Source organism: Roseibium sp. (genome assembly GCF_048261595.1).
Lineage (GTDB): Bacteria > Pseudomonadota > Alphaproteobacteria > Rhizobiales > Stappiaceae > Roseibium.
This window is the reverse complement of sequence record NZ_JBLXFW010000004.1, coordinates 168,902-193,740: the sequence shown is the minus strand read 5'-3', so window position 1 is coordinate 193,740 and position 24,839 is coordinate 168,902. Positions and strand designations below refer to the sequence as shown.

23 protein-coding genes and 1 tRNA gene are annotated in these 24,839 nt (G+C 58.4%); 20 read left to right on the top strand and 4 right to left on the bottom strand.

Translation table 11 applies throughout. The annotated features are described in order from the left end of the window. Positions 1 to 40: 40 nt before the first annotated feature. Positions 41 to 847, top strand: a complete 807-nt coding sequence (locus ACN0SY_RS14445) for an undecaprenyl-diphosphate phosphatase (RefSeq protein WP_417688263.1) — start codon at positions 41 to 43, stop codon at positions 845 to 847. 31 nt (positions 848 to 878) lie between these two features. Here ACN0SY_RS14445 and ACN0SY_RS14440 read toward each other — a convergent pair whose 3' ends face one another. Beyond that, positions 879 to 1,889: a helix-turn-helix transcriptional regulator gene (locus ACN0SY_RS14440; RefSeq protein WP_417688261.1), complete on the bottom strand. Its 1,011-nt coding sequence runs from the start codon at positions 1,887 to 1,889 to the stop codon at positions 879 to 881. A 153-nt stretch (positions 1,890 to 2,042) separates the two neighbouring features. Between ACN0SY_RS14440 and ACN0SY_RS14435 the strand changes: the two genes are divergently transcribed. Then, on the top strand, positions 2,043 to 2,255 hold the full coding sequence (locus ACN0SY_RS14435) for a DUF1127 domain-containing protein (protein ID WP_417688259.1): 213 nt from the start codon (positions 2,043 to 2,045) through the stop codon (positions 2,253 to 2,255). Positions 2,256 to 2,356: 101 nt separating this feature from the next. Here the strand turns inward: ACN0SY_RS14435 and ACN0SY_RS14430 are convergent, their stop codons facing one another. Then, positions 2,357 to 3,331 (bottom strand): complex I NDUFA9 subunit family protein, encoded by a 975-nt coding sequence (locus tag ACN0SY_RS14430; RefSeq protein ID WP_417688257.1) that lies wholly within the window; start codon positions 3,329 to 3,331, stop codon positions 2,357 to 2,359. 184 nt (positions 3,332 to 3,515) lie between these two features. Here ACN0SY_RS14430 and ACN0SY_RS14425 point away from each other — a divergent pair. From ACN0SY_RS14425 to ptsN, 9 genes are all read left to right on the top strand, one after another. After that, a tRNA-Leu gene (locus ACN0SY_RS14425) sits at positions 3,516 to 3,602 on the top strand. Positions 3,603 to 3,823: 221 nt separating this feature from the next. Continuing rightward, positions 3,824 to 5,449: a CHASE domain-containing protein gene (locus tag ACN0SY_RS14420; RefSeq protein ID WP_417688255.1), complete on the top strand. Its 1,626-nt coding sequence runs from the start codon at positions 3,824 to 3,826 to the stop codon at positions 5,447 to 5,449. Positions 5,450 to 5,622: 173 nt separating this feature from the next. Beyond that, positions 5,623 to 6,243, top strand: coding sequence for a ribonuclease D (locus tag ACN0SY_RS14415; RefSeq protein ID WP_417688253.1), 621 nt, complete (start codon positions 5,623 to 5,625; stop codon positions 6,241 to 6,243). Between the two features lie 20 nt (positions 6,244 to 6,263). Next, on the top strand, positions 6,264 to 6,914 hold the full coding sequence (gene lptC, locus ACN0SY_RS14410; protein ID WP_417688251.1) for an LPS export ABC transporter periplasmic protein LptC: 651 nt from the start codon (positions 6,264 to 6,266) through the stop codon (positions 6,912 to 6,914). Positions 6,915 to 6,923: 9 nt separating this feature from the next. After that, the gene (lptA, locus tag ACN0SY_RS14405; RefSeq protein ID WP_417688249.1) at positions 6,924 to 7,454 is read left to right on the top strand and encodes a lipopolysaccharide transport periplasmic protein LptA; all 531 of its coding nucleotides are present in this window, start codon (positions 6,924 to 6,926) and stop codon (positions 7,452 to 7,454) included. 80 nt (positions 7,455 to 7,534) lie between these two features. Further along, positions 7,535 to 8,314 carry an LPS export ABC transporter ATP-binding protein gene (gene lptB / locus ACN0SY_RS14400; RefSeq protein ID WP_417688246.1) on the top strand — a complete coding sequence of 260 codons (780 nt, stop codon included), beginning with the start codon at positions 7,535 to 7,537 and terminating at the stop codon, positions 8,312 to 8,314. Between the two features lie 67 nt (positions 8,315 to 8,381). Further along, the gene (rpoN, locus tag ACN0SY_RS14395; RefSeq protein WP_417688244.1) at positions 8,382 to 9,929 is read left to right on the top strand and encodes an RNA polymerase factor sigma-54; all 1,548 of its coding nucleotides are present in this window, start codon (positions 8,382 to 8,384) and stop codon (positions 9,927 to 9,929) included. Between the two features lie 279 nt (positions 9,930 to 10,208). Further along, positions 10,209 to 10,796, top strand: a complete 588-nt coding sequence (hpf, locus tag ACN0SY_RS14390) for a ribosome hibernation-promoting factor, HPF/YfiA family (protein WP_417688242.1) — start codon at positions 10,209 to 10,211, stop codon at positions 10,794 to 10,796. A 67-nt stretch (positions 10,797 to 10,863) separates the two neighbouring features. Then, a complete protein-coding gene (gene ptsN / locus ACN0SY_RS14385) occupies positions 10,864 to 11,331 on the top strand; it encodes a PTS IIA-like nitrogen regulatory protein PtsN (RefSeq protein ID WP_417688240.1) in 468 nt (155 codons plus the stop codon). Between the two features lie 69 nt (positions 11,332 to 11,400). Here the strand turns inward: ptsN and mdoH are convergent, their stop codons facing one another. Further along, on the bottom strand, positions 11,401 to 13,242 hold the full coding sequence (gene mdoH, locus ACN0SY_RS14380; protein ID WP_417688238.1) for a glucans biosynthesis glucosyltransferase MdoH: 1,842 nt from the start codon (positions 13,240 to 13,242) through the stop codon (positions 11,401 to 11,403). A gap of 241 nt (positions 13,243 to 13,483) precedes the next feature. Between mdoH and ACN0SY_RS14375 the strand changes: the two genes are divergently transcribed. The 9 genes from ACN0SY_RS14375 (at position 13,484) to ACN0SY_RS14335 (ending at position 23,021) form a co-directional block, all read left to right on the top strand. After that, positions 13,484 to 14,341: a zinc-dependent alcohol dehydrogenase gene (locus tag ACN0SY_RS14375; protein ID WP_417688236.1), complete on the top strand. Its 858-nt coding sequence runs from the start codon at positions 13,484 to 13,486 to the stop codon at positions 14,339 to 14,341. Between the two features lie 23 nt (positions 14,342 to 14,364). Next, entirely contained in the window at positions 14,365 to 14,766 is a 402-nt protein-coding gene (locus tag ACN0SY_RS14370) for a 6-pyruvoyl trahydropterin synthase family protein (RefSeq protein WP_417688234.1), read from the top strand. Further along, positions 14,759 to 15,817: a glycosyltransferase family 4 protein gene (locus ACN0SY_RS14365; protein WP_417688232.1), complete on the top strand. Its 1,059-nt coding sequence runs from the start codon at positions 14,759 to 14,761 to the stop codon at positions 15,815 to 15,817. The genes ACN0SY_RS14370 and ACN0SY_RS14365 overlap by 8 nt, the downstream gene beginning before the upstream one ends. Beyond that, a complete protein-coding gene (locus tag ACN0SY_RS14360) occupies positions 15,814 to 16,620 on the top strand; it encodes a class I SAM-dependent methyltransferase (protein WP_417688230.1) in 807 nt (268 codons plus the stop codon). The genes ACN0SY_RS14365 and ACN0SY_RS14360 overlap by 4 nt, the downstream gene beginning before the upstream one ends. A 562-nt stretch (positions 16,621 to 17,182) precedes the next feature. Further along, on the top strand, positions 17,183 to 17,434 hold the full coding sequence (locus ACN0SY_RS14355; protein ID WP_417688228.1) for an acyl carrier protein: 252 nt from the start codon (positions 17,183 to 17,185) through the stop codon (positions 17,432 to 17,434). Between the two features lies 1 nt (position 17,435). Beyond that, positions 17,436 to 18,617: an acyl-CoA dehydrogenase family protein gene (locus ACN0SY_RS14350; RefSeq protein ID WP_417688226.1), complete on the top strand. Its 1,182-nt coding sequence runs from the start codon at positions 17,436 to 17,438 to the stop codon at positions 18,615 to 18,617. 3 nt (positions 18,618 to 18,620) lie between these two features. After that, positions 18,621 to 19,532, top strand: a complete 912-nt coding sequence (locus tag ACN0SY_RS14345; RefSeq protein ID WP_417688224.1) for an amino acid--[acyl-carrier-protein] ligase — start codon at positions 18,621 to 18,623, stop codon at positions 19,530 to 19,532. Further along, the gene (locus ACN0SY_RS14340; protein ID WP_417688222.1) at positions 19,532 to 20,542 is read left to right on the top strand and encodes a DUF1839 family protein; all 1,011 of its coding nucleotides are present in this window, start codon (positions 19,532 to 19,534) and stop codon (positions 20,540 to 20,542) included. The genes ACN0SY_RS14345 and ACN0SY_RS14340 overlap by 1 nt, the downstream gene beginning before the upstream one ends. A 1-nt stretch (position 20,543) precedes the next feature. Beyond that, complete coding sequence (locus ACN0SY_RS14335) at positions 20,544 to 23,021, top strand: glycoside hydrolase family 2 protein (protein ID WP_417688220.1); 2,478 nt, start codon at positions 20,544 to 20,546, stop codon at positions 23,019 to 23,021. A gap of 35 nt (positions 23,022 to 23,056) precedes the next feature. Here the strand turns inward: ACN0SY_RS14335 and ACN0SY_RS14330 are convergent, their stop codons facing one another. After that, positions 23,057 to 24,814, bottom strand: a complete 1,758-nt coding sequence (locus ACN0SY_RS14330; protein WP_417688218.1) for an alpha/beta fold hydrolase — start codon at positions 24,812 to 24,814, stop codon at positions 23,057 to 23,059. Positions 24,815 to 24,839 lie beyond the last annotated feature (25 nt).

Genomic DNA, 24,839 nt, shown 5'->3' with positions numbered 1-24,839 from the left:
GTGTCAGCATTGGTCGAACGCGGATTTTTGAGGAAATTTCATGGAAGATCAGACAATTATCAACGCCTTGATCCTTGGCGTCGTGGAAGGGGTGACAGAGTTCATCCCGGTTTCGTCCACAGGTCATATTCTGCTCTTGGGACACTTCCTCGGGTTTGAGAGCACCGGAAAGACCTTCGAGGTCCTCATTCAGCTCGGCGCGATTCTCGCAATTCTGACGGTTTATTCCGCCCGGCTCTGGAATCTGGCGATGGCGTTGCCGTCTGATCATGCAAGCCGGCGGTTCGTGTTCGGCATCCTGCTGGCTTTTCTGCCGGCAGCTGTCATCGGGGTTCTGGCGCATGGGTTTATCAAGCAGGTGCTGTTCGAATCGCCGGCATTGATCTGTACGACGCTTTTTGTAGGTGGCGTCATTCTGCTCTGGGTAGACCGCCTGCCGCTCAAGCCGCGCTACACAAATGTCATCGATTATCCGCTCAGCCTCTGCTTCAAGATTGGGCTATGCCAGTGCCTCGCCATGGTGCCAGGCGTATCGCGGTCCGGTTCGACAATCGCTGGATCTCTCCTGATGGGGACGGACAAGCGCTCTGCCGCAGAATTCTCGTTCTTCCTGGCCATGCCGACGATGGCCGGAGCCTTTGCCTATGATCTCTACAAGAACCGGGACATCCTCTCGATGGATGATGCCTACATCATCACCATCGGCTTCGTGGCGTCCTTTGTCGCCGGTGTGTTCGTGGTGAAGGGACTGCTGGACTTCGTTTCACGCCACGGGTTCACGCCATTTGCCTACTGGCGAATTGCCGTTGGCCTCCTCGGGTTTCTCGGACTGTACCTTTTCGGCTGACAGGCCGGAACGTTTGCAGATGCGGGCAATCTCAGTCCGGGCAAGCATGTGCCTGAGACATGGCGCTCAGTTCTTCCGCGAACTCGATCCGCAACTCTTCGGGTTCGATTAGCTCCGTCCCAGGGCCAAGCCAACGGATCAGTGGGAATAGCTGCGCTTTCTTTATGGTCGGAATGCTGATCAGGACCTTGCCGTCGGTAGCGGGCGAGAAGATCGCATGCCGGTAGTACCAGTCGCTGGCGAGGACCCTTGCCTGGCCTTGAGTGATCTTGATCCGGGCGCTCGGCCCTTCCTTCTCCCAACGGCGCATCGCCTGTGACAACCATGCTCCACCCAGCAGCGTCTTGATGGAAAAGTCCTTCGGGGGAGTGAAACGAAATCCACTCACCTCTATTTCGGCAACCCTGTCGGCGCGGTAGATCTTGATGTCATCAGCGTCGACGGAGCGACCCGCCAGGTACCAGAGGTTTCTGTCGTAGAGGATGCCATAGGGCTCCACATCATGCTCGCGAGGCTTCTGGCGTAACGGATTGACATGCTTGAACCGCACCCTGCGGTTTTCCAGCAAGCCGGCCATGAAGGCGTCAAGCGCGCTCTGCCAGCCCTCATGGGGCTCGGCCTTGGTCTGACTGTGAAAGATGTCGGCCGGTACCGGTTCGATGCCAATGATCCGATCCGCTTGTGACAGAAGAGAGTGAACCGCCTTTGGGAGGCTCGCGACGAGCTTTTGCTCGGCAGCATGCAGGTCACTCGCCAGGGGCAGGATCTGGCTGCCTCTGACCAACGCCAGCGCAGTCAGCAGCGCGGCGGTTTCATTTCGTGTCAGCGCGACTGGCGGCTGAAGATAGTCTTTTGACAGCCGATACCCGCCCTCGGCCCCGCGTTCCGCATCAATCGGAATGCCAAGCGAGAGCAGCCTGTCGATGTCCCGATAGATCGTCCTCAAGGAAACGCCGAAGCGTTCGGCGAGCGTAGTGGCCGAGACAAGGCGCCCTCCGGTAAGCAGCAGCAGAATTCCCAAGGCTCGTTCGATGGCATTCATGTTTTCGGCCCCTTCTTTCCGCAGACCTTAAGGCATGAATGAAAAAAGGAACAGAACGAGAATAAACCTGACTCACAGCTGTCAGGATTGGCTTGCCATTGTCACATCTGCGCCGGGAGACAGGCTCTTCGGCACGGTGTTGGGAGCACGATAATGGCAATGACTTTTGATCGAAACTATCGGTACCGGGCTGACGGCCGAGGTCTGCTTATCTGGCTGGCTACCGGCTTTGCAAACGCGATCCGCCGTGAATGGGAATACCGAAGGACAATGCGTGCCCTTCATGTTCTCGATGACCGCGGATTGAAGGATATAGGCCTTGTACGAACGTCAGTCGGTTACGAGCGGATCTCCGACGGCGGATGACGGCGGATGACGGCGGATGTCAAAGATGGACCCGGAACGACAAACGGGCGGCCCGGAGCCGCCCGTTGACTTATATATTCTGTCGCAGACTGTGCCGCAGCCTACGCAATGCGGTGGGCGTCGTACTGACCATGCTCGCGGAAGCGATCAAGATAGGTCGGAAGAACGGCCTCAAGCGTCGAGGTCCGAATTCCAATTCCTTCAAGCGTAAGGCCGTTCGCCTTGGCTGCTTCGGAAACCACGTTGTCGGACTTCAGCAGTTCTACCTGGTCTGCAGTCAGCATCGGCTTCGGGAGCATTTGCATGATTTTGCCCATCACGCTGGCCACCTCGAACGGGATCGGCACAAGGAAACGCTTGCGCCGGGTGACGGCGAACATAAGTTCGAGGCACTCCTTGAATGTCACCACTTCCGGTCCGCCGAGCTCGTAGGCGGCACCCGCCTGTAGGTCGCCGTCCACTGACCGGGCAACTGCCTCGGCAACATCGGAGACGTAGACCGGCTGGAACTTTGTCTCGCCGAAGCCGATCAGAGGCAAGGCCGGAGCGAAACTGGCCATCGCGGCAAACTTGTTGAAGAAGTCGTCCTCCGGACCGAACACGATCGACGGGCGCAGGATGACGCTGTCGGGAAGTGTTTCCAGAACGGCGGCTTCACCCATTCCTTTCGAGCGTGCGTAGTCGGATGCGGAATCGACATCTGCGCCGATGGCCGAGACATGCGTAATCGCGGAGAGACCTGCCGCGCGGGCGGCTTCCGCAATGGCACGCGGCCCGAACGCCTGAACAGCGTCAAATGTCTGCTTGCCGCTTGGAGCCAGGATACCGACCGCATTCACCACGGCATCGGCACCCACTACCGCGCGGTCAACCGACCAGCGGTAACGCAGGTTCGCCTGCACGGGCATGATCTGTCCCGGCGCGCCGAGCGGCTGCAGATGGGTTGCAAGATCGGGGCGGCGAACTGCTGCCCGGATGCGGTATCCACGGCGGGCTAGCGCCTGCACGATGTGGCGCCCCAGAAAGCCGGATGCACCGAATACTGTTACGAGTTTTCCATTGAGAGCCATGGACATGCCGGTTGCCCCCTGTCGCGTCCAAATACCTGCCCAGCTTCGAGAAGCGAGCGTTCCTGCAGTCTCTTAGACCGTCGACGGCGGCCTGTGAAGTGCTTTCCACCGCCACCTTGTGAATGAATGAAAATGATTTCGATTCTGTGATTGACAAGGCTCCGGGTGGTCCTTAAAAGCCCCTCTCACAGCCCAGGTGGCGGAATTGGTAGACGCACTAGCTTCAGGTGCTAGCGCTCGCAAGGGCGTGGAGGTTCGAGTCCTCTCCTGGGCACCAAAATTTTCTCAGACAGACTACCAACGTCTGAGCATCCCGAAAAAGCTCCGGTTTCCGGAGCTTTTTTCGTTTGCATCTTTGACGTTCAAGCAGTACGGGCGCAGGCGCTATGCTGCGCGGCCTTCTCGTCGGAAATCCGAATAATTCACTAGGTACCGCATAGATTTAACTTTGTGCGATGCGCAGAAAGACGTAGTCTTCGCTGCTTGTCTGGAGTTGCGATGTATCGTCTCGTTTCCCCCTCGGTTTTCCTTCTGGTTTCGGCTGTTGGGCTCGGAGCCACATATTCCTATTACGAGTCCGTCAGTTTAGGTGAAACGGCGCGACTGACCTCATTGGCTGAACAAGCCGCCCACCAGGTTGTCGCCAGAGTTGGCAACCACGTCTCTCTACTTCAGGCGACCAAGGCGCTTTATTCCGCCAATGACGGATCAGTGAGCGTGGACGCGTTTCGCGCATTCGTGGCCGGGCTTGACCTGAGTGGCGAGTATCGCGGGGTGCAGGGGATAGGTTTCTCAAAGGTTCTGCGTGAGGGGGACGCAGAAAAGGTGACGGCGGATCTGGCGCGTGATTACGGTATCGAGCGGGCGCCCTGGCCGGAGTCAACCGAGGACCTGAAAACATCCATCACCGCACTGGAGCCCTCGAATCCTCGCAATGCCGCAGCACTTGGCTACGACATGTATTCCAATGAGACGCGTCGCGAAGCGATGAAGCGGGCTGGCCAGACGGGTGAGGCCTCGGCATCCGGGCCTGTCATGCTCGTTCAGGAGATCACCGACGACAAGCAGGCTGGTTTCCTGGTCTATCTGCCGTGGTATGCGTCCGGTCAAATTCCGTCGGAAACGGATCAGATACGTTTAGAGGGCTTCATTTATGCCCCGTTCCGCGCGGGTGACCTGCATCAGGCAGCACTTCAGGAAAAGGGCGAACTTCCGCTTCTTGTCGAAACATTCGATGCGACAGGCAACGAAATGCAGTCTCTTTTCCGATCAGGCGGTTTCGAGGAGCGGGTTGCCGACAGCGGTCCGAAAGTGATCGTATCCGCAGAAGTCGCGGGCAGGGAATGGCTCTTCAACATTTATCCGACGCGTGATTTCAGCAATCCGGGTGACTACTACCCCGTTTACGCTGCCGGCCTGGGCGTCTTGTTGCTCGCCGTTCTGGCTGCAGCGCTGACGCATGTACAGTTCCGCGCCGGCATTGCAGCCCGAAACCTCGCGGATGCGACGCGAAAGGGCTTGGAAGAAAAGGAGCTGATGCTTCAGGAAATGAAGCACCGGCTGAAGAATGCGATTGCGAGAATTGCCGCGATTGCACGGCAGACCTCTGCAAACTCAGAAGATCTCGAGGAGTTTTCGTCCTCTTTTCAGGCACGCTTGAATTCGATGGCGAATGCTCAGGACATGCTGACAAGGTCGCAATGGTCAAAGGCGGACCTGAAGTCATTGCTGTCTTCCGAGCTTGAGCAGGTTCTTGGCAGCGACGTTGTTTCCAGCGCTGTCGACGGGACTTCCGTTGAAGTCAATGAGAAGGCGACGCAAGCGCTCGGCCTTGTTTTTCACGAACTGGCGACAAACGCTCTGAAGTACGGCGCTGTGACCGATCCGGATGGAAGTCTGAAGGTCAGCTGGACCATTGAAGGAACCGGAAAGAAAAAGCAGCTCGTGATCGACTGGGTTGAACAGCGTCCCGCAATCGAGCTCCCGGAAACGGCGCGAAAGGGCTTCGGTACCCGGTTGATCGATCTGTATGTCACAATCGAGCTGTCAGGTGTTATCGAGCGGGTGATCGAGGCAACCGAAACCCGTGTCTTGATCAGGCTGCCCTTCGCCTCCTGGGCGTGACGCATTGGTACCGTCCCGCCGTTTGGCCTGGGACCGTCAGGATGTAGTGGCTATGCGCCTTGCGCGATCATCGTCCATGATTTACCTCACTGCACAAGTGCAGGCGTTACGGGAGCCGTTGCGTCATATTGGCATAAACGAGCCCCGCTGCGGATCAGGAGCGACAGACGCGCATGACAATCCGGTACCACAAGAACGACCTGCCCGACCTCTCAGCCTACGAGGCTGCCGAGGCCGTGGCCGTGGACACGGAAACCTTGGGCCTCAATCCGCATCGTGACAGGCTCTGCGTGGTGCAATTGTCGTCTGGCGACGGCACCGCCGATGTCGTTCAGATCGAACGAGGGCAAACTGAAGCTCCGAATCTGGCCAGATTGCTCACAGATCCGAACAGGCACAAGATTTTTCATTTTGCACGATTTGATGTTGCCGTGCTCAAGCACTACCTGAATATCGATGTTAACCCGGTCTGGTGCACCAAGATCGCGTCTAAGCTAGTGCGGACCTATACCGATAGACATGGGTTGAAAGAGCTTGCGCGCGAGCTTGTCGGAGTGGATCTGTCGAAACAGCAACAGAGCTCCGACTGGGCCGCGGAAACGCTGTCGGACGCCCAGCTTGCCTACGCGGCCTCTGATGTTTTGCATTTGCACAAGCTCAAGGCGGTGCTGGAGGCGATGCTGGTGCGAGAGGGACGTTTGCACATGGCGCAAGCCTGCTTCCAGTTCCTGCCGATGCGTTCCGAGCTGGATCTGAAGGGATGGGATGAAAATGATATCTTTGCACATTCCTGAGGCTGGGCACTGAGAAACGGATGAGCGTTCAAGACGCGAAAGTATCTGGTGGAAACCCCAAACGGCTGGAAAGCCGCGTGCAAAGATCTGCGCGCCGTCACAGCCGTTGGGTGAAGGTGCTTCGCATTCTCCTGCCATTGTCCGGACTGCTCATCCTGTTGGGCATGGCCGGGCTGATCGTCGCCTTCAATATCCTGACGGGTCTGGGGATCGGCAACGTCAGCTTGACCAGCGACGGGCTCGTCATGGATCGGCCCGAGCTGTCCGGGCATGATGGTGAGCGCTCCTACAAGGTGTCGGCTGTTCGGGCCATTCAGCGCCTGAGCGACCCTCGCATTATCGATCTTGAGAACATTCGCGCCGATATCGTTCTAAACCCGAACGAAAGTGCAAGTGTCACCGCGCTTAAGGGGACATATGACAACGGTGCAGAGACCCTGGCTCTTTTTGACGGTTTGCAACTTCAATGGAGCGAGGGCTACACCGCCGACCTGTCGAGCGTCATGATCGATCTGAAGTCTGGTGCGCTGGAGACGAGCGAACCCCTTTCGATCCGCTCCGATCAGGGTAATATTCAGGCTGGACAACTGACCTACGATCAGGAAAAGGGAATCGTTCGGTTTACGGACGGTATCAAGATGACCCTAACTCCGGCCGCACAGGACAAATAGGAAATGCCGATGAGACTTGTGATCGCAGCGCTTGGCGCAATTTTCCTCTGTGCGGGAGGTTTCAACGCAAGTGCGCAGACTTTCTCTGACGCGTTTGCAGGTTTCGGCTCCAACGACAAGGAACCGATCCAGATAGAGGCGAGTGAGCTGCAAGTCGAGGACAGAACCAACAGCGCGACGTTTGTCGGCGATGTGGTTGTGTCGCAAGGCGATACGCGCCTGAAGACACAGCGGCTTCGCGTCTATTATGACGGCTCGGCAGCAGGTTCGACCCAACAGAAGATCTCGCGGCTGGAAGCGTCCGGTCGTGTCTTGATCTCGGCGAAGGACCAGACGGCAACGGGCGATCAGGCGAGCTTCGACATGAAGCAGGAAGTCATGGTGATGACCGGCAAGGAAGTTGTCTTGAGCCAGGGGCCGAACGTTGTCGTCGGCAACCGTCTCACGGTGAACCTGAAGACCGGAAAGGCCGATCTGCAGGCTCAGTCCTCGGGTCGAGTTAAGGTTCTGATTCAGCCGAACAGCCTGAACAGCAATTAAAACCCCAATTACTCCGCACTCGACAGTTTGCCGCAAGACACCTATGTCTTGCTTCAGTTCGGCAGCAACGGAACGCACCGGTGAAGCTTTTCCCATTCTCGTCCAACGAGGTCGCGCCCCGCGACGATGCAAGATCACCGGGCGCTCTTGTCGTTGATGGTATCGGCAAGACTTATGGACGCCGGCAGGTCGTGAAATACGTCAGCCTTGAGGTTCGCCCGGGAGAAGCCGTCGGGCTCCTCGGTCCGAACGGCGCGGGCAAGACCACGACCTTTTACATGATTACCGGTCTTATTCGGCCGGATCAGGGCGGGATCACGCTCGATGGCTTCGATATCACGCGTTTGCCAATGTATCGCCGTGCCCGCCTTGGGATCGGGTATCTCCCGCAAGAAGCATCGATTTTCCGCGGCTTGACCGTGGAAGAAAACATCCGTGCCGTGCTCGAGGTCATCGAACCGGACCGCCGCAGACGCTCCGAGGATCTTGAATCGCTTCTGAACGAGTTCGGCCTGACGCACCTGCGCAAGTCGCCGTCGATTGCCCTTTCCGGGGGCGAACGGCGCCGGGTCGAAATTGCGCGGGCTCTGGCGAGCCGCCCGTCCTTCATGCTTCTCGATGAGCCTTTCGCAGGCATTGATCCGATCGCGGTTGGGGATATCCAGCAGCTCGTTCGCCATCTGACAGAACGCGGCATCGGTGTCCTGATCACGGACCACAACGTCCGGGAAACGCTGGGTCTTATCGACCGTGCCTACATTATCGCAGCTGGCGAGGTCCTCACTGAAGGGTTGCCACGGGAAATCGTGGCGAACCCGGATGTTCGGAGGCTCTATCTCGGAGAGCAATTTACACTTTGATGACCGGGGGCGGGTTAGGTTATAGCAAGAAGCGGACCAACCGCGTGCACGAGAGACCCCGGACTTAATGGCAATTTCGACAAAGCTGGAGATGCGACAAAGCCAGTCGCTGATCATGACGCCGCAGCTGATGCAGGCGATCAAGCTTTTGCAATTGTCGAACCTTGATCTGGTTGCCTACGTCGACGCAGAGCTGGAACGTAACCCGCTCCTGGAAAAAAGCGATAGTGACACTCAGGGAGCCGGTTCCGAAACCGATGCCATTCCCGACGCCTTTGAAACGGATGCTTCTCAGGCCGGCTCTTCCCGAGACGAACCTCAGTCCGGCGACTGGATGGAGAGCCAGCTTGAGACCGGGTCGGAGGCCATTGCCAGTCGACTGGATACGGATCTGGGCAACGTCTTTCCCGACGAGCCGGGAGTTCCTGCGTCTCCTGATCCCGCTGCGCTCAAGGGCGGTGACAGCTACAAGAACACCTCAAGCGGCGGTTCGAGCGAGGACTACAATCTTGAAGCATTCGTGGCCGAAGAGGAATCACTCGTCCACTCGCTCGACGAACAGATGAATCTTGCCATCTCGGACCCGGCGGACAAGCTCATCGCTGGCCACCTTATCAATTCGCTCGACGAGAACGGTTACCTGTTTCTGGACCTGGAAGAAACGGCCGAGCAGCTTGGAATCGGCCTAGAAAAGATCGAGGCGGTTCTTGCTGTCCTGCAGACCTTCGAGCCAGCCGGTGTCTTCGCACGCAGCCTTGCGGAATGTCTCAAGTTGCAGCTGATTGAGCGCAACCGTTTCGACCCGGCAATGGAAGCCTTGATCGACAACATCGAGCTGCTTGCACGTCACGATTTTCCAGCGCTTCGAAAAGTCTGCGGAGTCGACGACGAAGACCTGACCGAGATGATCTCCGAGATCAGGGCACTGGACCCGAAGCCGGGAAGTGTCTTTGGGGGTGGCTTGGTCCAGCCGATGGTCCCGGATGTTCTGGTGCGCCGGTCTCCGGATGGAACATGGCTCGTCGAATTGAACACCGACACGCTTCCCAAGGTGTTGGTCAATCAGACCTATTATGCCAAGGTTTCCAAGAACGCGCGCAACGAGACCGAGAAGGAATACCTGACTGATTGCCTGCAGACCGCCAATTGGCTGGCCAAGAGCCTTGATCAGCGGGCAAAGACGATCCTCAAGGTGTCAACGGAGATCGTCCGCCAGCAGGACGGCTTCCTGACTTACGGCATCGAGCACCTCAGACCGCTCAATCTCAAGACGATTGCCGATGCAATCGGAATGCATGAATCCACGGTCAGCCGGGTAACGTCGAACAAATACATGGCGACCCCACGTGGCATTTATGAGCTCAAGTATTTTTTCTCCTCTGCCATATCAGCAACTGTCGATGGCGATTCCCATTCCGCGGAATCGGTGCGTCATAAGATCAGGCAGATGATTGATGCTGAGGATCCCAAAGCGATCCTTTCTGACGATACGATTGTTAAAAACTTAAAGGACGACGGTGTCGATATTGCTCGCCGAACGGTTGCGAAGTATCGCGAGGCGATGAAGATACCTTCCTCGGTGCAGCGGCGTCGTGAAAAACGGTCAATGCGATAAGCATATGATAATAATATAGAAATTCTCTTGGTTTCTAATTTTAAGTTGCGCATCGGCAATCGTGAAGTGGCCTTGTAACCGTGCTGCGCTGACGCTGCTGCGGCGCACGGATTGACAGGTGGCTTGGCGATGCGTATACGACCGCCCGCAAGTGAACGTGACGATGGGGATGGCGCTTCGGCGTTGACTGGTTCATTCTGTTGGCTTGGAGCACGACCTGCTTCAAGCGTCGGCATCCCGCCGGCGACCTTTTGGTCCAAACGAGAATTAGAGGTCCCCATGGCTTTGCGGATTTCGGGAAAGAACGTTGATGTTGGTGACGCTCTGCGCACCCACGTGACTGACCGGGTTGAAGACGCCTTGTCCAAGTATTTTGACGGTGGTTACAACGGCCACGTCACTTTGAGTCGGGAAGGCGCGGGATTCAAATCCGAATGCACTTTGCATCTGGACACTGGAATCGTCCTGCAGGTATCGGCTCAGGACCAGGAGCCGCGGCAGAGCTTTGATCTGGCCGCTGACAAGATCGAAAAGCGCCTCCGGCGTTACAAAAGGAAGCTGAAAGACCACCACGGCAATCATGCAGCCGGCCGTGAGGATTATGAAGCAGCCTCCTACGTTCTGGCCTCTCCGGAAGAAGAGGAAGAACTGCCCGTTGACTACAATCCGCTGGTGATTGCGGAAACAGCGGCGAAAGTGAAGACGTTGACCGTCGGCATGGCGGTGATGGAACTGGACCTGAGCGAAGCGCCTGTGATCCTGTTCAAGAACGCGGCCAACGGCGAAGTAAATGTCGTCTACCGCCGCTCGGACGGAAATATCGGCTGGATTGATCCGGCGCTTGTGGCCAAGCAGGCCGCTGAATAGAACACAAGAGATTGGCGCCGGAGTGTGTTCTGCGGACCCGGCGCCAAGAGATGCGTAGGCGAATGAAATGGATCTTGGTGATCTTCTGACGAAAGAGGCGGTCGTCGCCGGACTGAAGGTTAAGAGCAAGAAGCAGGCGATTCAGGAGTTGGCTGCCAAGGCAGCAGAACTGACAGGCTTGTCCGAGCGTGAGATCTTCGACACTCTCCTTCAACGAGAGCGTCTTGGTTCCACTGGTGTTGGCAACGGGATTGCCATTCCGCACGGGAAACTGACGCGTCTTGATCATCTGGTTGGGCTGTTCGCCCGGTTGGACAAGCCGGTGGATTTCGATGCCCTTGATGATCAGCCCGTCGACCTGGTGTTCCTTCTGCTTGCTCCGGAAGGCGCTGGCGCGGACCATCTGAAGGCATTGGCACGTATTGCCAGGCAGCTTCGCGATGGTGGCGTTACCGAGGGCTTGCGTTCCTCGACGGATGTCGATGACATCTACTCTCTGCTTACACAGCCGCTGGCCTCGTCCAACGCGGCCTGACGGAACCGTTTTAGGAGAGCAAAAAAAACCGGCCAATCGGCCGGTTTTTTTGTTTTTGGGACGTGCGCTTTATGCCTTCAGGCGAATAGGTTCCGATTGCGATGCCAGCGCGCTGTCCTCGTTTGCCTCTGGGCGGATGTGGAATGCTTCCGGCTGCAGGGCGGGTAGGCGCAGAGCGAAGAGTTCAGCTGGAGGCGCGGTCTCCTCGGGTATCCGCCAGAACCCGCTTCGGACCAGCAAATCGCCAACGCGGGGTGTCGACGTTGCCATGGCGAAGGGGATGGCCAGCAGCGGGCCAATCGCGATCGGGATGGCCGGCCAGACAAGTTCCAGCGGCTGTGTCGACAGCCAGGCAACACCCAGAAGCCCGAATAGCGTTTGGGGCCACAGTTTCGAAGCTGACAGAGCGAAAGAGAGCTGCTCCACGTCCCGTCCCTGAGCGCCCCAACCAATGGTCTTGCCGAACAGAAGGCCACCCATGAACAGGGTGTGCGCCATTGCCATGATCGGGGCCAGCATCGAGGAAAAGACGATCTCCACAAACGTACTCGCGACGATGCGGTGCGCTCCGCCAAATGCCTTACGCAAATCGGGGCGGGTGAGAATGTCAGCCATTGTTGCCAGCTTCGGAGCGAACACCATCGTCATGATGACAAGGAAAAGCGTGAAACCACTGTCCGATCGGAACAGGGGCCCTTCTCCCTCGACGAGTCCAGCCAGAGCCGCACTGAACATGAAGCCGATCCAGGCGGGTGATCCGATGAACATAAGGATGGCGAGGAAAAGCTGCACGCGGCTGACGGGCCTCAGGCCTGGCAGGGTGAGCAGCTTAATGTATTGAAGGTTGCCCTGGCACCAGCGCAGGTCTCGCCGAATGAACTCCAGCAGATGAGGCGGATTTTCCTCGTAGCTGCCCTGTTCTTTCGGCAGGACACGCACTTCGTATCCTGCTCGGCGCATCAATACCGCTTCAACCTGATCGTGGGAGAGGATGGTGCCGCCCAGAGGCCCGTTGCCCGGCAAGACCGGCAGACTGCAGTGGTCCATGAAGGGCTTGAGCCGCAGGATCGCATTGTGGCCCCAGTATGGACCGCAATCCCCCTGCCACCATGCGCTTCCGATCGTATAGGAACGCATTCCGAGCCGCATTCCGTACTGGAATACCCTTGCGAAGGCGCTGCGTGCCGGAAGGCCGACGACGAGGCTTTGCAGGATTCCGACGTGCGGGTTGGCATCCATTCGTCGGACGAGATCAAGTATCGCCTCCGGGGACATATAGCTATCGGCGTCGAGAGGGATGGCGTAGTCGTAGCCATGTCCCCATCGCTCGGCGAAATCAGCGATGTTGCCAGCCTTGAAACCGGTATTATCGGTTCTTCGGCGATAGATTATCTCGATCTGTTGTCCCCAACGATCCTGCAGCCGCTTCGCAGCTGCGCGTTCGTGCACCGCGATGTCGTCCTTGAAACTGTCACTGAGAATGAAGAGGGAAAAACGGCCTGCATCGTCGGTTTCGCACAATCCCGCCAACATGGAGCCAAGGCGGGTTTCAAGCGCTTGGGCATCTTCGTCGCGGATGCATGAGAGCAAAGCGGTGCGGGACGTTTCGATGTTTTTCTGTGGGTCCGCCTGCACCGGGCTAACCGCCGATACCGCATCGCGGCTCAGCCACATGACGGCAAGGCCTATGACCGCATTCCAGAAGCCGATTACCGTCCATGGCAGTGTGGCGAGAAAGCAGCCGAACATTAAACCCTTCAGCACACCGATCCCGCCGGGTGAGAGGGTTTGCATCATAAGCAATGCAAGCCCACATATGCTCGCGACGACCAGGGTGGCGAAAACGATGCGACGCATCATGGCCTGATGAGGCGTTTGCACGGTGCCGTGAAGATCCGCGACATCACGCATATTTGTGTCCTTTGATGGTGAAGCACATGTCATTAGTGCGCAGTAATAACGATCCAAAGTATGTTTTGCAGAACCACGTCATAACTGCGGTGAATTGATGGCAAATCACGAAACTGAGGCCAATAGGCCCCGACTCGCCACTTCGCTTTGGTACGCGGGTCAGGGCAAGCTGGATCTCAGGGAGGCACCCGTGCCGGCGCGCCAGCCCGGGCAATGCCTTGTTCGCACTTTGGCGACCGGAGTGAGCAGGGGAACCGAAAGCACAGTCTTCTCGGGCCTTGTCCCAGAAAGCGAGTGGGATCGCATGCGTGCACCGAACCAGGAGGGAGCCTTCCCCTTTCCGGTCAAATACGGCTACGCATGTGTCGGCATGGTCGAGTCTGGTCCAGAGGAACTGCTTGGTCGCAACGTTTTCGGTCTGTTTCCTCATCAAACCCATTTTGTTGCTGCTCCAGATACTCTGCACAAGTTAGCGCCGGAGATCCCGGTCAAACGCGCTGTCCTCGCGGCCAATATGGAGACCGCCCTCAACTCTTTATGGGATGGATTGCCCTCACCAGGGGATCACATCTGCGTGGTCGGAGGTGGGGTGGTCGGGTTGCTGACAGCCTACCTCGCTGCGCGGATCCCGGGAACGCGGGTAACCGTTGTCGACAAGAACCCGGAACGAGGCGACGTCGCGACGGCATTGGGTGCGAAGTTCGCCCTCCCGGAGAAGGTGCCCGCCAATCAGGATCTTGTCTTCCATGCCAGCAGCTCCTCGGCAGGATTGGAAACGGCCTTGCGGGCTGCCGGAACAGGGACGACCGTCATCGAGATGAGCTGGTATGGGAGCCGCAAGGTCGAAGCATCTCTCGGGGCGGATTTTCACGCAAGGCGCCTGGCGCTGAAATCCAGTCAGGTCGGTACCATCCCTTCGGCACGACAGCCACGATGGGATTTTCGCCGTCGCCTTGCTCTCGCCCTGTCTTTGTTGGATGACCCCCGCCTCGACCTGTTGCTCAGCCATGAAATTTCATTCCATGAGAGCCCGGGCCGGCTCCCTGAACTCCTTTCCGGTGAAGCAGATGCGCTGATGCCGGTTCTTGTCTACCCATAGGTTCTAGAAGGAATAATCGCCTGATGTTTGCTGTTGAGGTTCGTGACCACGTCATGATCGCCCATTCGTTCAAAGGTGAGCTGTTTGGTCCCGCGCAGGCGCTTCACGGAGCGACCTTTGTCGTTGACGCCGCTTTCATTGCTCAGACCCTGGATTCGAATGGTGTCGTGATTGATATCGGTCGTGCGCATGAGGCTTTGAAGGAGGTACTGGGGCCGCTGAACTACAAGAACCTGGATGACCTGCCGCAGTTCGCAGGTGTCAATACGACGACCGAATTCTTGACAAAGCATGTTCACGACCATTTGGCATCGGTCGCGCGAGCTGGGCAGCTTGGTCGTTCTGGCGACGAGATCGAAAGGATCCGGATCACGATCTCGGAGTCCCATGTTGCTCGCGCCTGGTATGAGGCTCCAATTGCCTGACACGCGGACGGTGGTCTTCGCCTATCCGGGTGATCTTGAGACACCGACAGGGGGCTATGCATATGATCGCAGGATCATCGACGGACTTCGGCAACTTGCCTGGAACATAGAGCTTCTTCCCCTCGGCGACGGGTATCCCATGCCCGATCAAGTGACCCTTCAGCATGTTGGTAGACTGATCGCGGAACTTCCGCAAACTGCAACGTTGGTCGTCGACGGATTGGCATTCGGCTGTATGGCTGAAGTGCTGCGCGAACATGCCGGATCGCGAAGGTTTGTCGCCCTGGTCCATCATCCGCTTTGTATGGAGAACGGCATGTCTGCAGATGTTGCGGCGCGCATGCAGGAAGCTGAGTGCAAGGCGCTTTCATTTGCCTCCGAGGTCATTGTGACCAGTGATGCAACAGCGCTGCAAGTAGTGGACATGTTTGGGATCAGCCGGGATCTGGTTCACACGATCTACCCCGGCACTGATCGCACGGCGTTGGGGTGCCCGAGTGATGGTGAAGAGGTCAGGATCCTCTCCGTGGGCACTATCGTGCCCCGCAAGGGCTACGACCTGCTTTTCCAGGCGCTGGGCGGATTGAAACACCTCGACTGGCATCTCGATATCGTCGGGGACACCAGTCGAGACCTGCGCTGTTTCGATGAGCTTGAGAAATTGCTGTCTGACCTTGAACTTTCGAGCCGGGTGACCTTCCACGGGGCAGTCGCTTCGAGCCGGTTGTCGGAGTTCTACCGGTCAGCAGACTTTTTCGCGCTTGCGAGCAACTACGAAGGCTACGGCATGGCCTACACCGAAGCGCTGTCGCATGGACTCCCCGTCGTCGGCAGTGGCGAGGGCGCCGTACGTGATACGCTGAACGTCGAGGGTGCCCTGTACTGCGAAACCGGTGACCTAAAGGCGCTTGCGGCGACGCTCGGACGACTGATCTGCGATCGATCCGAGCGCGAACATCTGCGACAGCGCGCATTTCTAGCGAGCCGGGATTTCCCCACGTGGGAAGCTGCAGCCAAGGCGTTCGGCAATGTTCTGGAGGGGGTAACATGAGCGGGTTCTCTGCCGATTGGCTGGCGCTTCGCGAGCCGTTTGACCTTGCAGTCAGGAACAGTCGCATTGAGCAGCGCTTCATAGGTTTCCTCGGCACGCAGAAACCCTTGAGACTTCTGGATCTGGCTAGTGGCGCCGGCTCGACTGTCGCTGCGCTCGGGCCAAAGCTCCAGTCCCGGGCATCATGGACGCTGGTCGACAATGATCAGAACCTGCTGAGTGTGGCCGCAGGGCGCTTCAATGACGGCGGGCCGGGGACGGACGCTATTGAATCTGTCTGCCTCGATCTCGCGCGCGAGCTCGATACCCTGGACTTCCAGGCCTTCGATGCGGTCACAACCTCCGCATTCTTGGACCTAGTTACGGATGGGTTTCTCGAGCGGCTGGTCAAAAAGGTGGTTGCTTCCCGAAAGCCATTTCTGGCGAGCCTCTCCTATGATGGCCGGTCCTGGTGTGAGCCGGCCGACGCACTGGATGACGTTATCCGGCAGGCAATGAACCGGCATCAGCAAACCGACAAGGGGTTCGGGGCCGCGCTGGGGCCATACGCATGGTCCCGCGCGGCGGAACTATTTCGGGCCGCCGGCTACGAGGTCGTCACCGGATCGTCCGATTGGGATACCGGAACAGGCGCTGGCGCATTTCAGAAAGAACTCTTGTCTGGCTGGCTTCAGGCGGCGTCCGAAATGGGTGTCGATGCCTTGCGGTTGGACAGCTGGAAATCCCGGCGCTGGCGGGAAATGGACACGGGTCAGCTGCGTGTGTCTGTCGGACATCAGGACCTGTGCGCCTGTCCGGTCTGAAGGGAAACAGGCACTCGAACGTTAGCCGGAAATACCTTGCCTCGGGTCGAAATTGGGAAGAGTGTCTTAATTTTACAGGCACTGTATCCGCTGATGCAACCAACCGCGGCAACAGCCGTGCACGGGTTGCTCTACCTCGGCCTCATCGCCCATCCGCTAGTGGGGTGGCTGGCCGCATCGGCCTATGCTGCATCGATCCCGGTCTTCGGACTGTTCACAGTGCCACCATTGATGGAAAAGGAACGTAAACTTTCCGCAGAGTTATATGAGTTCCGTGAGCTTTTTGCTCTACTATTCATTGCGGTTGTGGTGGTTCATGCGCTCATAAAACGAGATGATGTCCGCCGAGGGAGGCTCGGAGGCGGGGGGTGAATTTGGAGGCGTTCTTAAATCTAATGATTTTCTATATTTTTATTAAGGTAAATAAATCGTAATTCAACGTTATACATAAATTAACCAAGTAACTTAAGCGGTATTTATCTAATATGTCATAGTTAGTTATCCCAAGGGAAGTGGGCTGGCGTATTGTGCCGGACCTAAACAACGACAGGGAATTGCCACTATGACATCCAAGATCAGAGAGCTGCTGGCCAAACACGGCGGCTTGCCCGTCGCCGTCGATACACTCGCAGACTCGGCAGACCTCTACGAAGCAGGTCTGACCTCCTTTGCCTCCGTCCAGTTGATGCTGGCGCTGGAGGAAGAATTCGATGTCGAAATTCCCGAGAACCTGCTGACCCGCAAGTCCTTCTCGTCGATTGCGGCGATCGCCGACACCCTGTCTCAGATCACCGACGATCGCCAGGTCGCTTGAGATGAACGTTGCCGGCCCGATCACGGCCATGTCCGTGGTGGAACGTGCCCGTCGCGCAGCGGCGGTCGCGTCCAAACATGCCGATGACGTGGATGTGCAGGGCCGGTTCCCTGCCGAAGCCGTCGAGGCGATGAAAGGCGAACGTCTGCTCGGGATGCAGATTCCCACGGCATGCGGCGGTGAAGGCGCAAGCACGGCGGAAATCGCCGAGGTCTGTTCCATCCTCGGTCAGGCCTGCGCCGCCGCCGGGATGGTCTTCGCGATGCATCAGATCAAGTTGTCCAGCCTGGTGTCACATGGGCAGGACGCTGAATGGCATCAGGGGTTCATGCGACGTGTGGCGAACGAACAGCTGCTCGTTGCCTCCGCAACGACCGAAGGCGGCATCGGCGGCAACCTTCGCAATTCGATCTGTGCCCTCGAAGTCGCCGATGGTGTTGCACGGCTCGAAAAAGACGCAACCGTCATCTCCTACGGCAGGCAAGCCGATGCCATCATGGTCACCTCCCGCTCCAATCCGGATGCGGCGGCGAGCGACCAGATGATGACTGTCTTCGTCAAGGGGCAATACACGCTCGACCAGACCCATGTCTGGGACACGATGGGCATGCGCGGTACCTGTTCGGATGGCTTCCTGTTCAAGGGTGAGGCTCCGGCGGAGCAGGTTCTCCCCAAGCCTTTTGCCGAAATCGCGGCTCAATCGATGCTGGCAAACTCGCACATTCTTTGGAGCGCTGTCTGGTATGGCATTGCTGCCGATGCAGTTGCCCGTGCCCAGGCGTTTGTGCGCGGAGCGGCCCGTCGTGCGCCCGGCACGGTTCCCCCCGGAGCATTGCGCTTGGCTGAAGTCTCTTCGGACCTTCAGCTGGTCAAATCCAACGTCCTTTCGGCCTTGCAGCAATATGATGCAGCCCAGCGGGATGAAGACAAGCTGTCGTCCATGGGCTTTGCCGTTGCGATGAACAACGTCAAGATCGCGTCCTCTCAGACGATCCTGAGCATCATCAACCAGTGCCTGCTGATCTGCGGCATTCTTGGCTACAAGAACGGGACGCCCTTCAGCCTCAGCCGTCATCTGCGCGACGCCCATTCCGCTCAGCTGATGATTTCGAACGACCGAATCCTCGGCAACACGTCGACGATGCTTCTGGTCAACAAGCAAGACACCAGCCTGTTGGGGTGAGCCATGGACATGCAGACTTCACTTCTCAATCGTCTCTTCGACAGCGGGCTCCTGATCGATACCGGCGTTGAAGGTCTCTACGGGCGCTCCGGCGCGTTCGAAGACGTCATTGCGCGCTTCGAAGCTCTCGTCAGCAAATTCGGCCAGGACCAGAATGCCGAGGAAATCCGTTTTCCTCCCGGCATGAACCGGGCCCACTTCGAGGGCTCCGGCTACATGAAGAGCTTCCCGCAGCTGGCGGGTACGGTTCACAGCTTCTGTGGCTGTGAGCTGGATCACATGAACCTGCTGCAGTGCATGGCAGAAGGCGATGACTGGACCAAGGGGCAAGATGCGACCAACATCGTTCTTACACCTGCAGCCTGCTATCCGCTTTACCCGGTCGTGGCCAAGCGCGGACCTCTGCCACAGGGCGGCGGGTTGTTCGATCTCCAGTCCTATTGCTTCCGCCATGAACCCTCCAATGACCCAGCGAGAATGCAGCTGTTCCGCATGCGCGAGTATGTCCGTATCGGTGCCCCGGAAGATGTCATGGCCTTCCGCCAAGCCTGGATGGAAAAGGGTCGCAAGCTGATCGAAACCCTGCAGTTGCCGGTCGAGATCGACGTTGCCAACGATCCGTTCTTCGGCCGTGCAGGCAAAATGCTGTCCAACAACCAGCGCGACCAGAACCTCAAGTTTGAGCTGCTCGTTCCGGTGACATCGACGGCCAAGCCAACCGCCTGCCTGTCGTTCAACTACCACCAGGACCATTTCGGCACGACCTGGGGCCTCAAGACCGCGGATGGTGCTGTTGCTCACACGGCCTGCGTCGGGTTCGGTCTGGAGCGCGTTGCTCTTGCGCTCTTCGCCCACCATGGTCTGAACACCAATGAGTGGCCGGAACCCGTCCGCGAAGCTCTCTGGGGGAACTGATGACAAGTCCGGCGGACCTTCAGATCTTTCCCGGTTTGAATCCGGTAGCCTATGATCGTCACCCGCTTCACGCGATGACGCGCGACTGGCCGGAAACGAACTGCTATCTCGACATCTGGATCGAGGTTCTGGCGAGCCTGAAGCTGCCGCCGGAGGCCTGTCTCGGCTTTGCCGTGACTCAGGACTTCGAGGGCGATCAGTTCACCTTTTTCAAGGTGCCGCTGGAAGATCTGGAAAGCCTATATGGTCTCCGCGTCACGGAACTGGCGATCTACGACCGTGTCGAGCTCCATGTTCTGGAACAGCTGAAGCGGGGCCGCCTGTGCCTCGTGGAACTGGACAGTTTCTATCTGCCGGACACGCAGGGGACGGCCTATCGCAAGGAACACGGCAAGACCACCGTTGCCATCAACCGCCTCGACATCGAAGGCCGGTCCATGGACTACTTCCATAACCTTGGCCTTCACCGGCTCGAGGGCGAGGATTTCGACGGTGTTTTTCATCGCGGCGACAAGGCCCAGGCTCTTCCCCTGCTGCCCTATACCGAATTCGTCAAGCTGCCGGAGAGCTTGCCGGACACTACCGAGCTCGTGCGCGCTGCGCTTCGGCTTCTCGAAGGCCATCTTCGCCGGGCTCCGACGGAAAACCCGATCCAAGTCTTCGCACGCCAGTTCGCCGGTCAGGTTGAACAGGTTGCCGAAAGGCCGTTCGAGTTCTTCCATCTCTATGCATTCAACACGCTGCGTCAGCTTGGTGCCAACTACGAACTTTTCTCGGCCCATCTCGACTGGCTCGGTGAAAACGGCGTTGGTGGTCTCGAAACAGCGGCTGACACAGCGCGGCAGATCTCCACGGCCTGCAAGGCAGTCCAGTTCCAACTTGCCCGTGCGGTCATGCGCAAGAAGTTCGACAAGCTCGAAGGCTCGCTGCAGCCTGCCGTTGAAGCTTGGGATACCCTGATCGACACGCTCAACAACCGTCTTGCCAAGAACGACCGCGAAGCCGCCTGATATGCCGCACCAGTTGGGTTTCGAAGGTGATGAGCCAGTTCTGCTGAACAGCGGGTGGCGCATGGCTTTGACCGGGGCAGGGGCAATTGCCTCGGTGGACGAGCTCTCGAGCGTGACGGGATGGCTGCCAGCCTCAGTGCCTGGAACAGTTGCCGGTACGCTGGCGGAGGCGGGGCGGTATTCCGTCGAGCGGCCCGAACCCCTGCATCATCTTGACGCCTGGTACACGGCCTCGTTCGAGGTTCAAGAACCGGGCTCATGGCAATTGGTTCTCGACGGCCTGGCAACGATCGCAGAGGTCTATCTGGACGGCCATCTCCTGATTGCCACACGCAACATGTTCCGCTCTTTCGATGTGGATGTTGAGCTCAGTGGAGCACACGAGCTGACAATCTGCTTTCGGGCTCTCGCGCCTGAACTGGAGCAGAAAGGTCGGCGCGCGCGATGGCGTCCGCAGCTGGCGACGTCACAAGGGCTGCGGCTGGTGCGCACGACGCTGCTCGGGCATATGCCGGGATGGTGTCCGGAGGTCCATGCCGTCGGTCCATGGCGCCCGATCTATCTGCGTAAAAAGCGGCCGCTCGTTTGTAGCGCTCCCCGGATGACCGCCAGTCTCCTGCCAAACGGCGACGGCGAGTTGTCACTTTCTGTTTGCCTGAAAGGAACGTTCGAAGACGTCGTACTACACTGCGCTGGCCAGGAAACACGGCTCGCACGCGCCGGCGGCGATCATTTTTCCGGCGTTTTGCGACTACCTTCTGTCGAACAGTGGATGCCACACACCCACGGGGCGCCAGTGCTGCACGACGTCGTGCTGACCGTAGATGGCAGGCGCATTGACCTTGGCCGCACCGGATTCCGCCTGCTCGAAGTTGATCGCGGAAGCGATGGCAAGGGATTCGGTCTGAAGGTCAACGGGACTCCGGTTTTCTGTCGCGGGGCGGTCTGGACCTGCGCCGACATTCTCAATCTTTCCGGCGACATGGAAACATATCGGCCGCTTCTCCAGATGGCGCGGGATGCGGGGCTGAACATGCTCCGTATCGGCGGCACCATGACCTATGAGACGCGTGCGTTTTTCGAGCTTTGCGACGAACTCGGCATTTTGGTCTGGCAGGACTTCCAGTTCGCCAACTACGACTACCCGGTAAAGGACGAGGCGTTTGTGGCCGAAGTCCTGACTGAGGCAACGGACTTCCTTGAACGGCTGCAGGGGTGTCCATCCCTGGCAGTCTTGTGCGGCGGTAGCGAAATCTATCAGCAAGGCGCAATGTTGGGCCTGTCAGAAGACCGATGGAAGGGGCCGCTTTGCGAAGAGATCCTCCCGGCCGTTGCCGGGGACCTGCGCGCCGACGTGCCTTATGTGCCGAACTCCCCCTGTGAGGGAGCGTTGCCGTTTTCGCCGAACGAAGGTGTTGCGCATTACTATGGCGTTGGCGCCTATCAGCGGCCTTTGGAAGATGCCCGCAGAGCCGAAGTTCGCTTCGCAGCCGAGTGTCTTGCCTTTTCAAATGTTCCCGAGGCCGCAACTCTGGAGAGCCACCTGGCCGCAAGGCCTGGGCATGACCCGGCATGGAAGGCGCGGGTTCCTCGGGACCGGGGTGCCGGCTGGGACTTCGAAGACGTTCGTGATTTCTATCTGAAGACGCTTTACGGTTTCGACCCGGCGAGGCTTCGCTATTCCGATCCGGACCGGTATCTCGATCTATCGCGTGCCGTGACCGCGGAAGTGATGGAAGCGACGATCGGCGAATGGCGCCGTGCCGCTTCAACCTGCCAGGGCGCGCTTGTCTGGACGTTTCAGGATCTGCTCCCAGGACCGGGCTGGGGGCTGATCGACGCCTTGGGAACGCCGAAATCGGTCTGGTACGTCATGAAGCGGGCCTGCCGTCCTTTGCAGGTCTTCATGAGCGACGAGGGTACCAACGGTCTTGACGTTCATCTCATCAACGAAACGCCTGAGGACCGCAATCTCGTTCTGACACTGACGTGTCTGCGGGATGGGCGCACGCCGGTGATTTCATGCCGGAAGGAACTGGACCTGCCGGGCCGGTCGAATTCAAGGATGCCGGCGACTGATGTCCTCGGTAGCTTCTTCGATTTCACCTATGCCTATCGTTTTGGACCCTTGTCCCACGATGTGACGATCGCCCGGCTTTTCGACCCGGCAAGCGGCGGGGTTGTCGCCGAGAGCTTCCACTTCCCCGACAGTTTCAGGGATGACCGGGTTCAGGCAGACCTGACCGCTGAACTTGAGCAAGGCGAAAACCAGACTTGGCATTTGAGGTTGCAGACGGATGTGTGTCTTCGCTCGGTTCATCTCAGGGCCGACGGTTTCAGCCTGTCTGACAACTGGTTTCATTTGGCGCCGGGAGCCGAAAAACGTGTCAGTCTTCGTCCGAGTGCCGGTGCAACGTTCGAAGGTAAGCCGTCCGTGCAGGTCTCGGCGCTCAACGCAGTTGGACCACGACGGGTCTGATCAGGCATTACGCCTCCGGGCGGATAGTTACTTGCCTAAGCCCGGGCGCCGTCTGACCCGGAAATCCGCTCTACGGCTGATTTGATCTTCGCGTAATAGATCTCTTGAGCCGGCGCCGGCGTGAGATTGTGGTCGGCGTCAGGGATGAATGTGAGGTCCAGATTGGGAAATGCAGCCGCGTTCCGGCCGTCTTTTCCGAGAACTCTCTCCATATGCGGAATGCCGACGTCGCCAACACTGAACAGAAAGTCGATCCTCACGTTTCGGTCCCGGAGATCTCGTAGTTCGGAATTGACCCGCCGATAGATACGGGAAGATGGGGATAGACCGAAGAGATACGGCGCAGTCCTGCTCTCCAGCGAACGAAGGGCCCTCGTTGCGAGAAATCGGGACAGTGACAGAGCGGAAACCTGTCCCGTGAAAAGCTTCTTCAGTTTGGAGGCGTCGAGCAGTTTTCGGGCGTATGCGCCGGTATCCGTATGATCGAAGCGAAGCGCCTGTTCCACATCCTCGCGCCGGTCCCAGAGGAAGCGCTGCAGGTTCACCGCAACGATTCCGGCGATCCGCTGGTCGGAAATCGCACCTCGCAAGGCCAGGTATGCTCCGCTGCAGGTTCCTGCCGCAACCACGCTCCGCACGCCGCGTGTCTCGACGAAGTCAAGCGCATCGGAGATATCATGAAGCTGACACTCGCTATAGTGAACTATTTCATCTCCTTGCGAGGCTGGGTGGCTATCGCCGACGTCTGAAACATCAATCCGCAAGGACGCTATGCCGTCTTGCGCGAGCCGGCGAGCCGTCGTCCGGACATGGTCTGCCCATCCCGAGCGAGGCGTACCACCGGCGTTGAAAAACACGACTGCCGGACCCGTCTGTCCACGCTCAGGACAGCACCAGGTACCGACCATCTGGTTTTCTCGACCAATTATATGAATGGTTTCGACGAAGCCCGCTCCGGTCATGGCCGGGGCGATTGGTCCGCTCTGAGCAGCTGATGCGGCCTCTGGAGGAAATTGGGTCCTGATCCACTCTGCGACCGCCGTGAAATCCGGCTGAGGGACTTTGGCTGCGGTCGGATCAGTCATCAGGTCATCATAACCCCAGAAGACTGCCGTTCGATTGACTGGGTTTCGCGCTGCGATCTTGCTGGCGAAGTCGGCTTCGTTTTCGCGCCCTCCACGGTTCAAGACCAAAATCGGCAAGTCGCGCGGAAATTGCTCGGCGGAGATACGCAGCGACTTGATCTCCGCTGCCAGCCCGGGGCTCATCACAAAACCCGCGACTGAAAACGCACCGTCTGGCAGTGGCTCTGGTCTGACGCCGGTCACCTCGGCAATCATGGATGCACGGAGCTGAAGTTCGCGCAGATAGGCCCGGCCATTCAACACAGGAGCTAGCAAAACGGCACCCGCAGCCTGATCGTCCTGCCGTGCGATTGCATTGCCCACCAGAACGGCACCGAAACCGAGGCCGACCGAAATGACCTTGGTAACCCCGCGGCGAATTCTGAGGATGTCCGAGGCTTGCGCCAGGGTGTCGTCGAAAATCTGCAGACCATCAACGTCCAGAGGTAATGCGAGAGACTCGCCAGTCCCCGGATAGTCGAAGCGTAGAACCGGGTACCCGAGGCCCGCCAGCCGGTCGGCGAGGATGCGTAAGGAACGTCTGGCGCAGGTCCCCTCGAAACCCCAGTCGTTGCAAATCACGACCCCGGTGCGGCCCGTGCCGCCGTGGATCAGGCCGCTGGTTGCTCCGAATGCGACCGGTTCATATGGGAGGATCGAGTCGCTCAAGGATGTATCGCCTTCAAGTCACTTG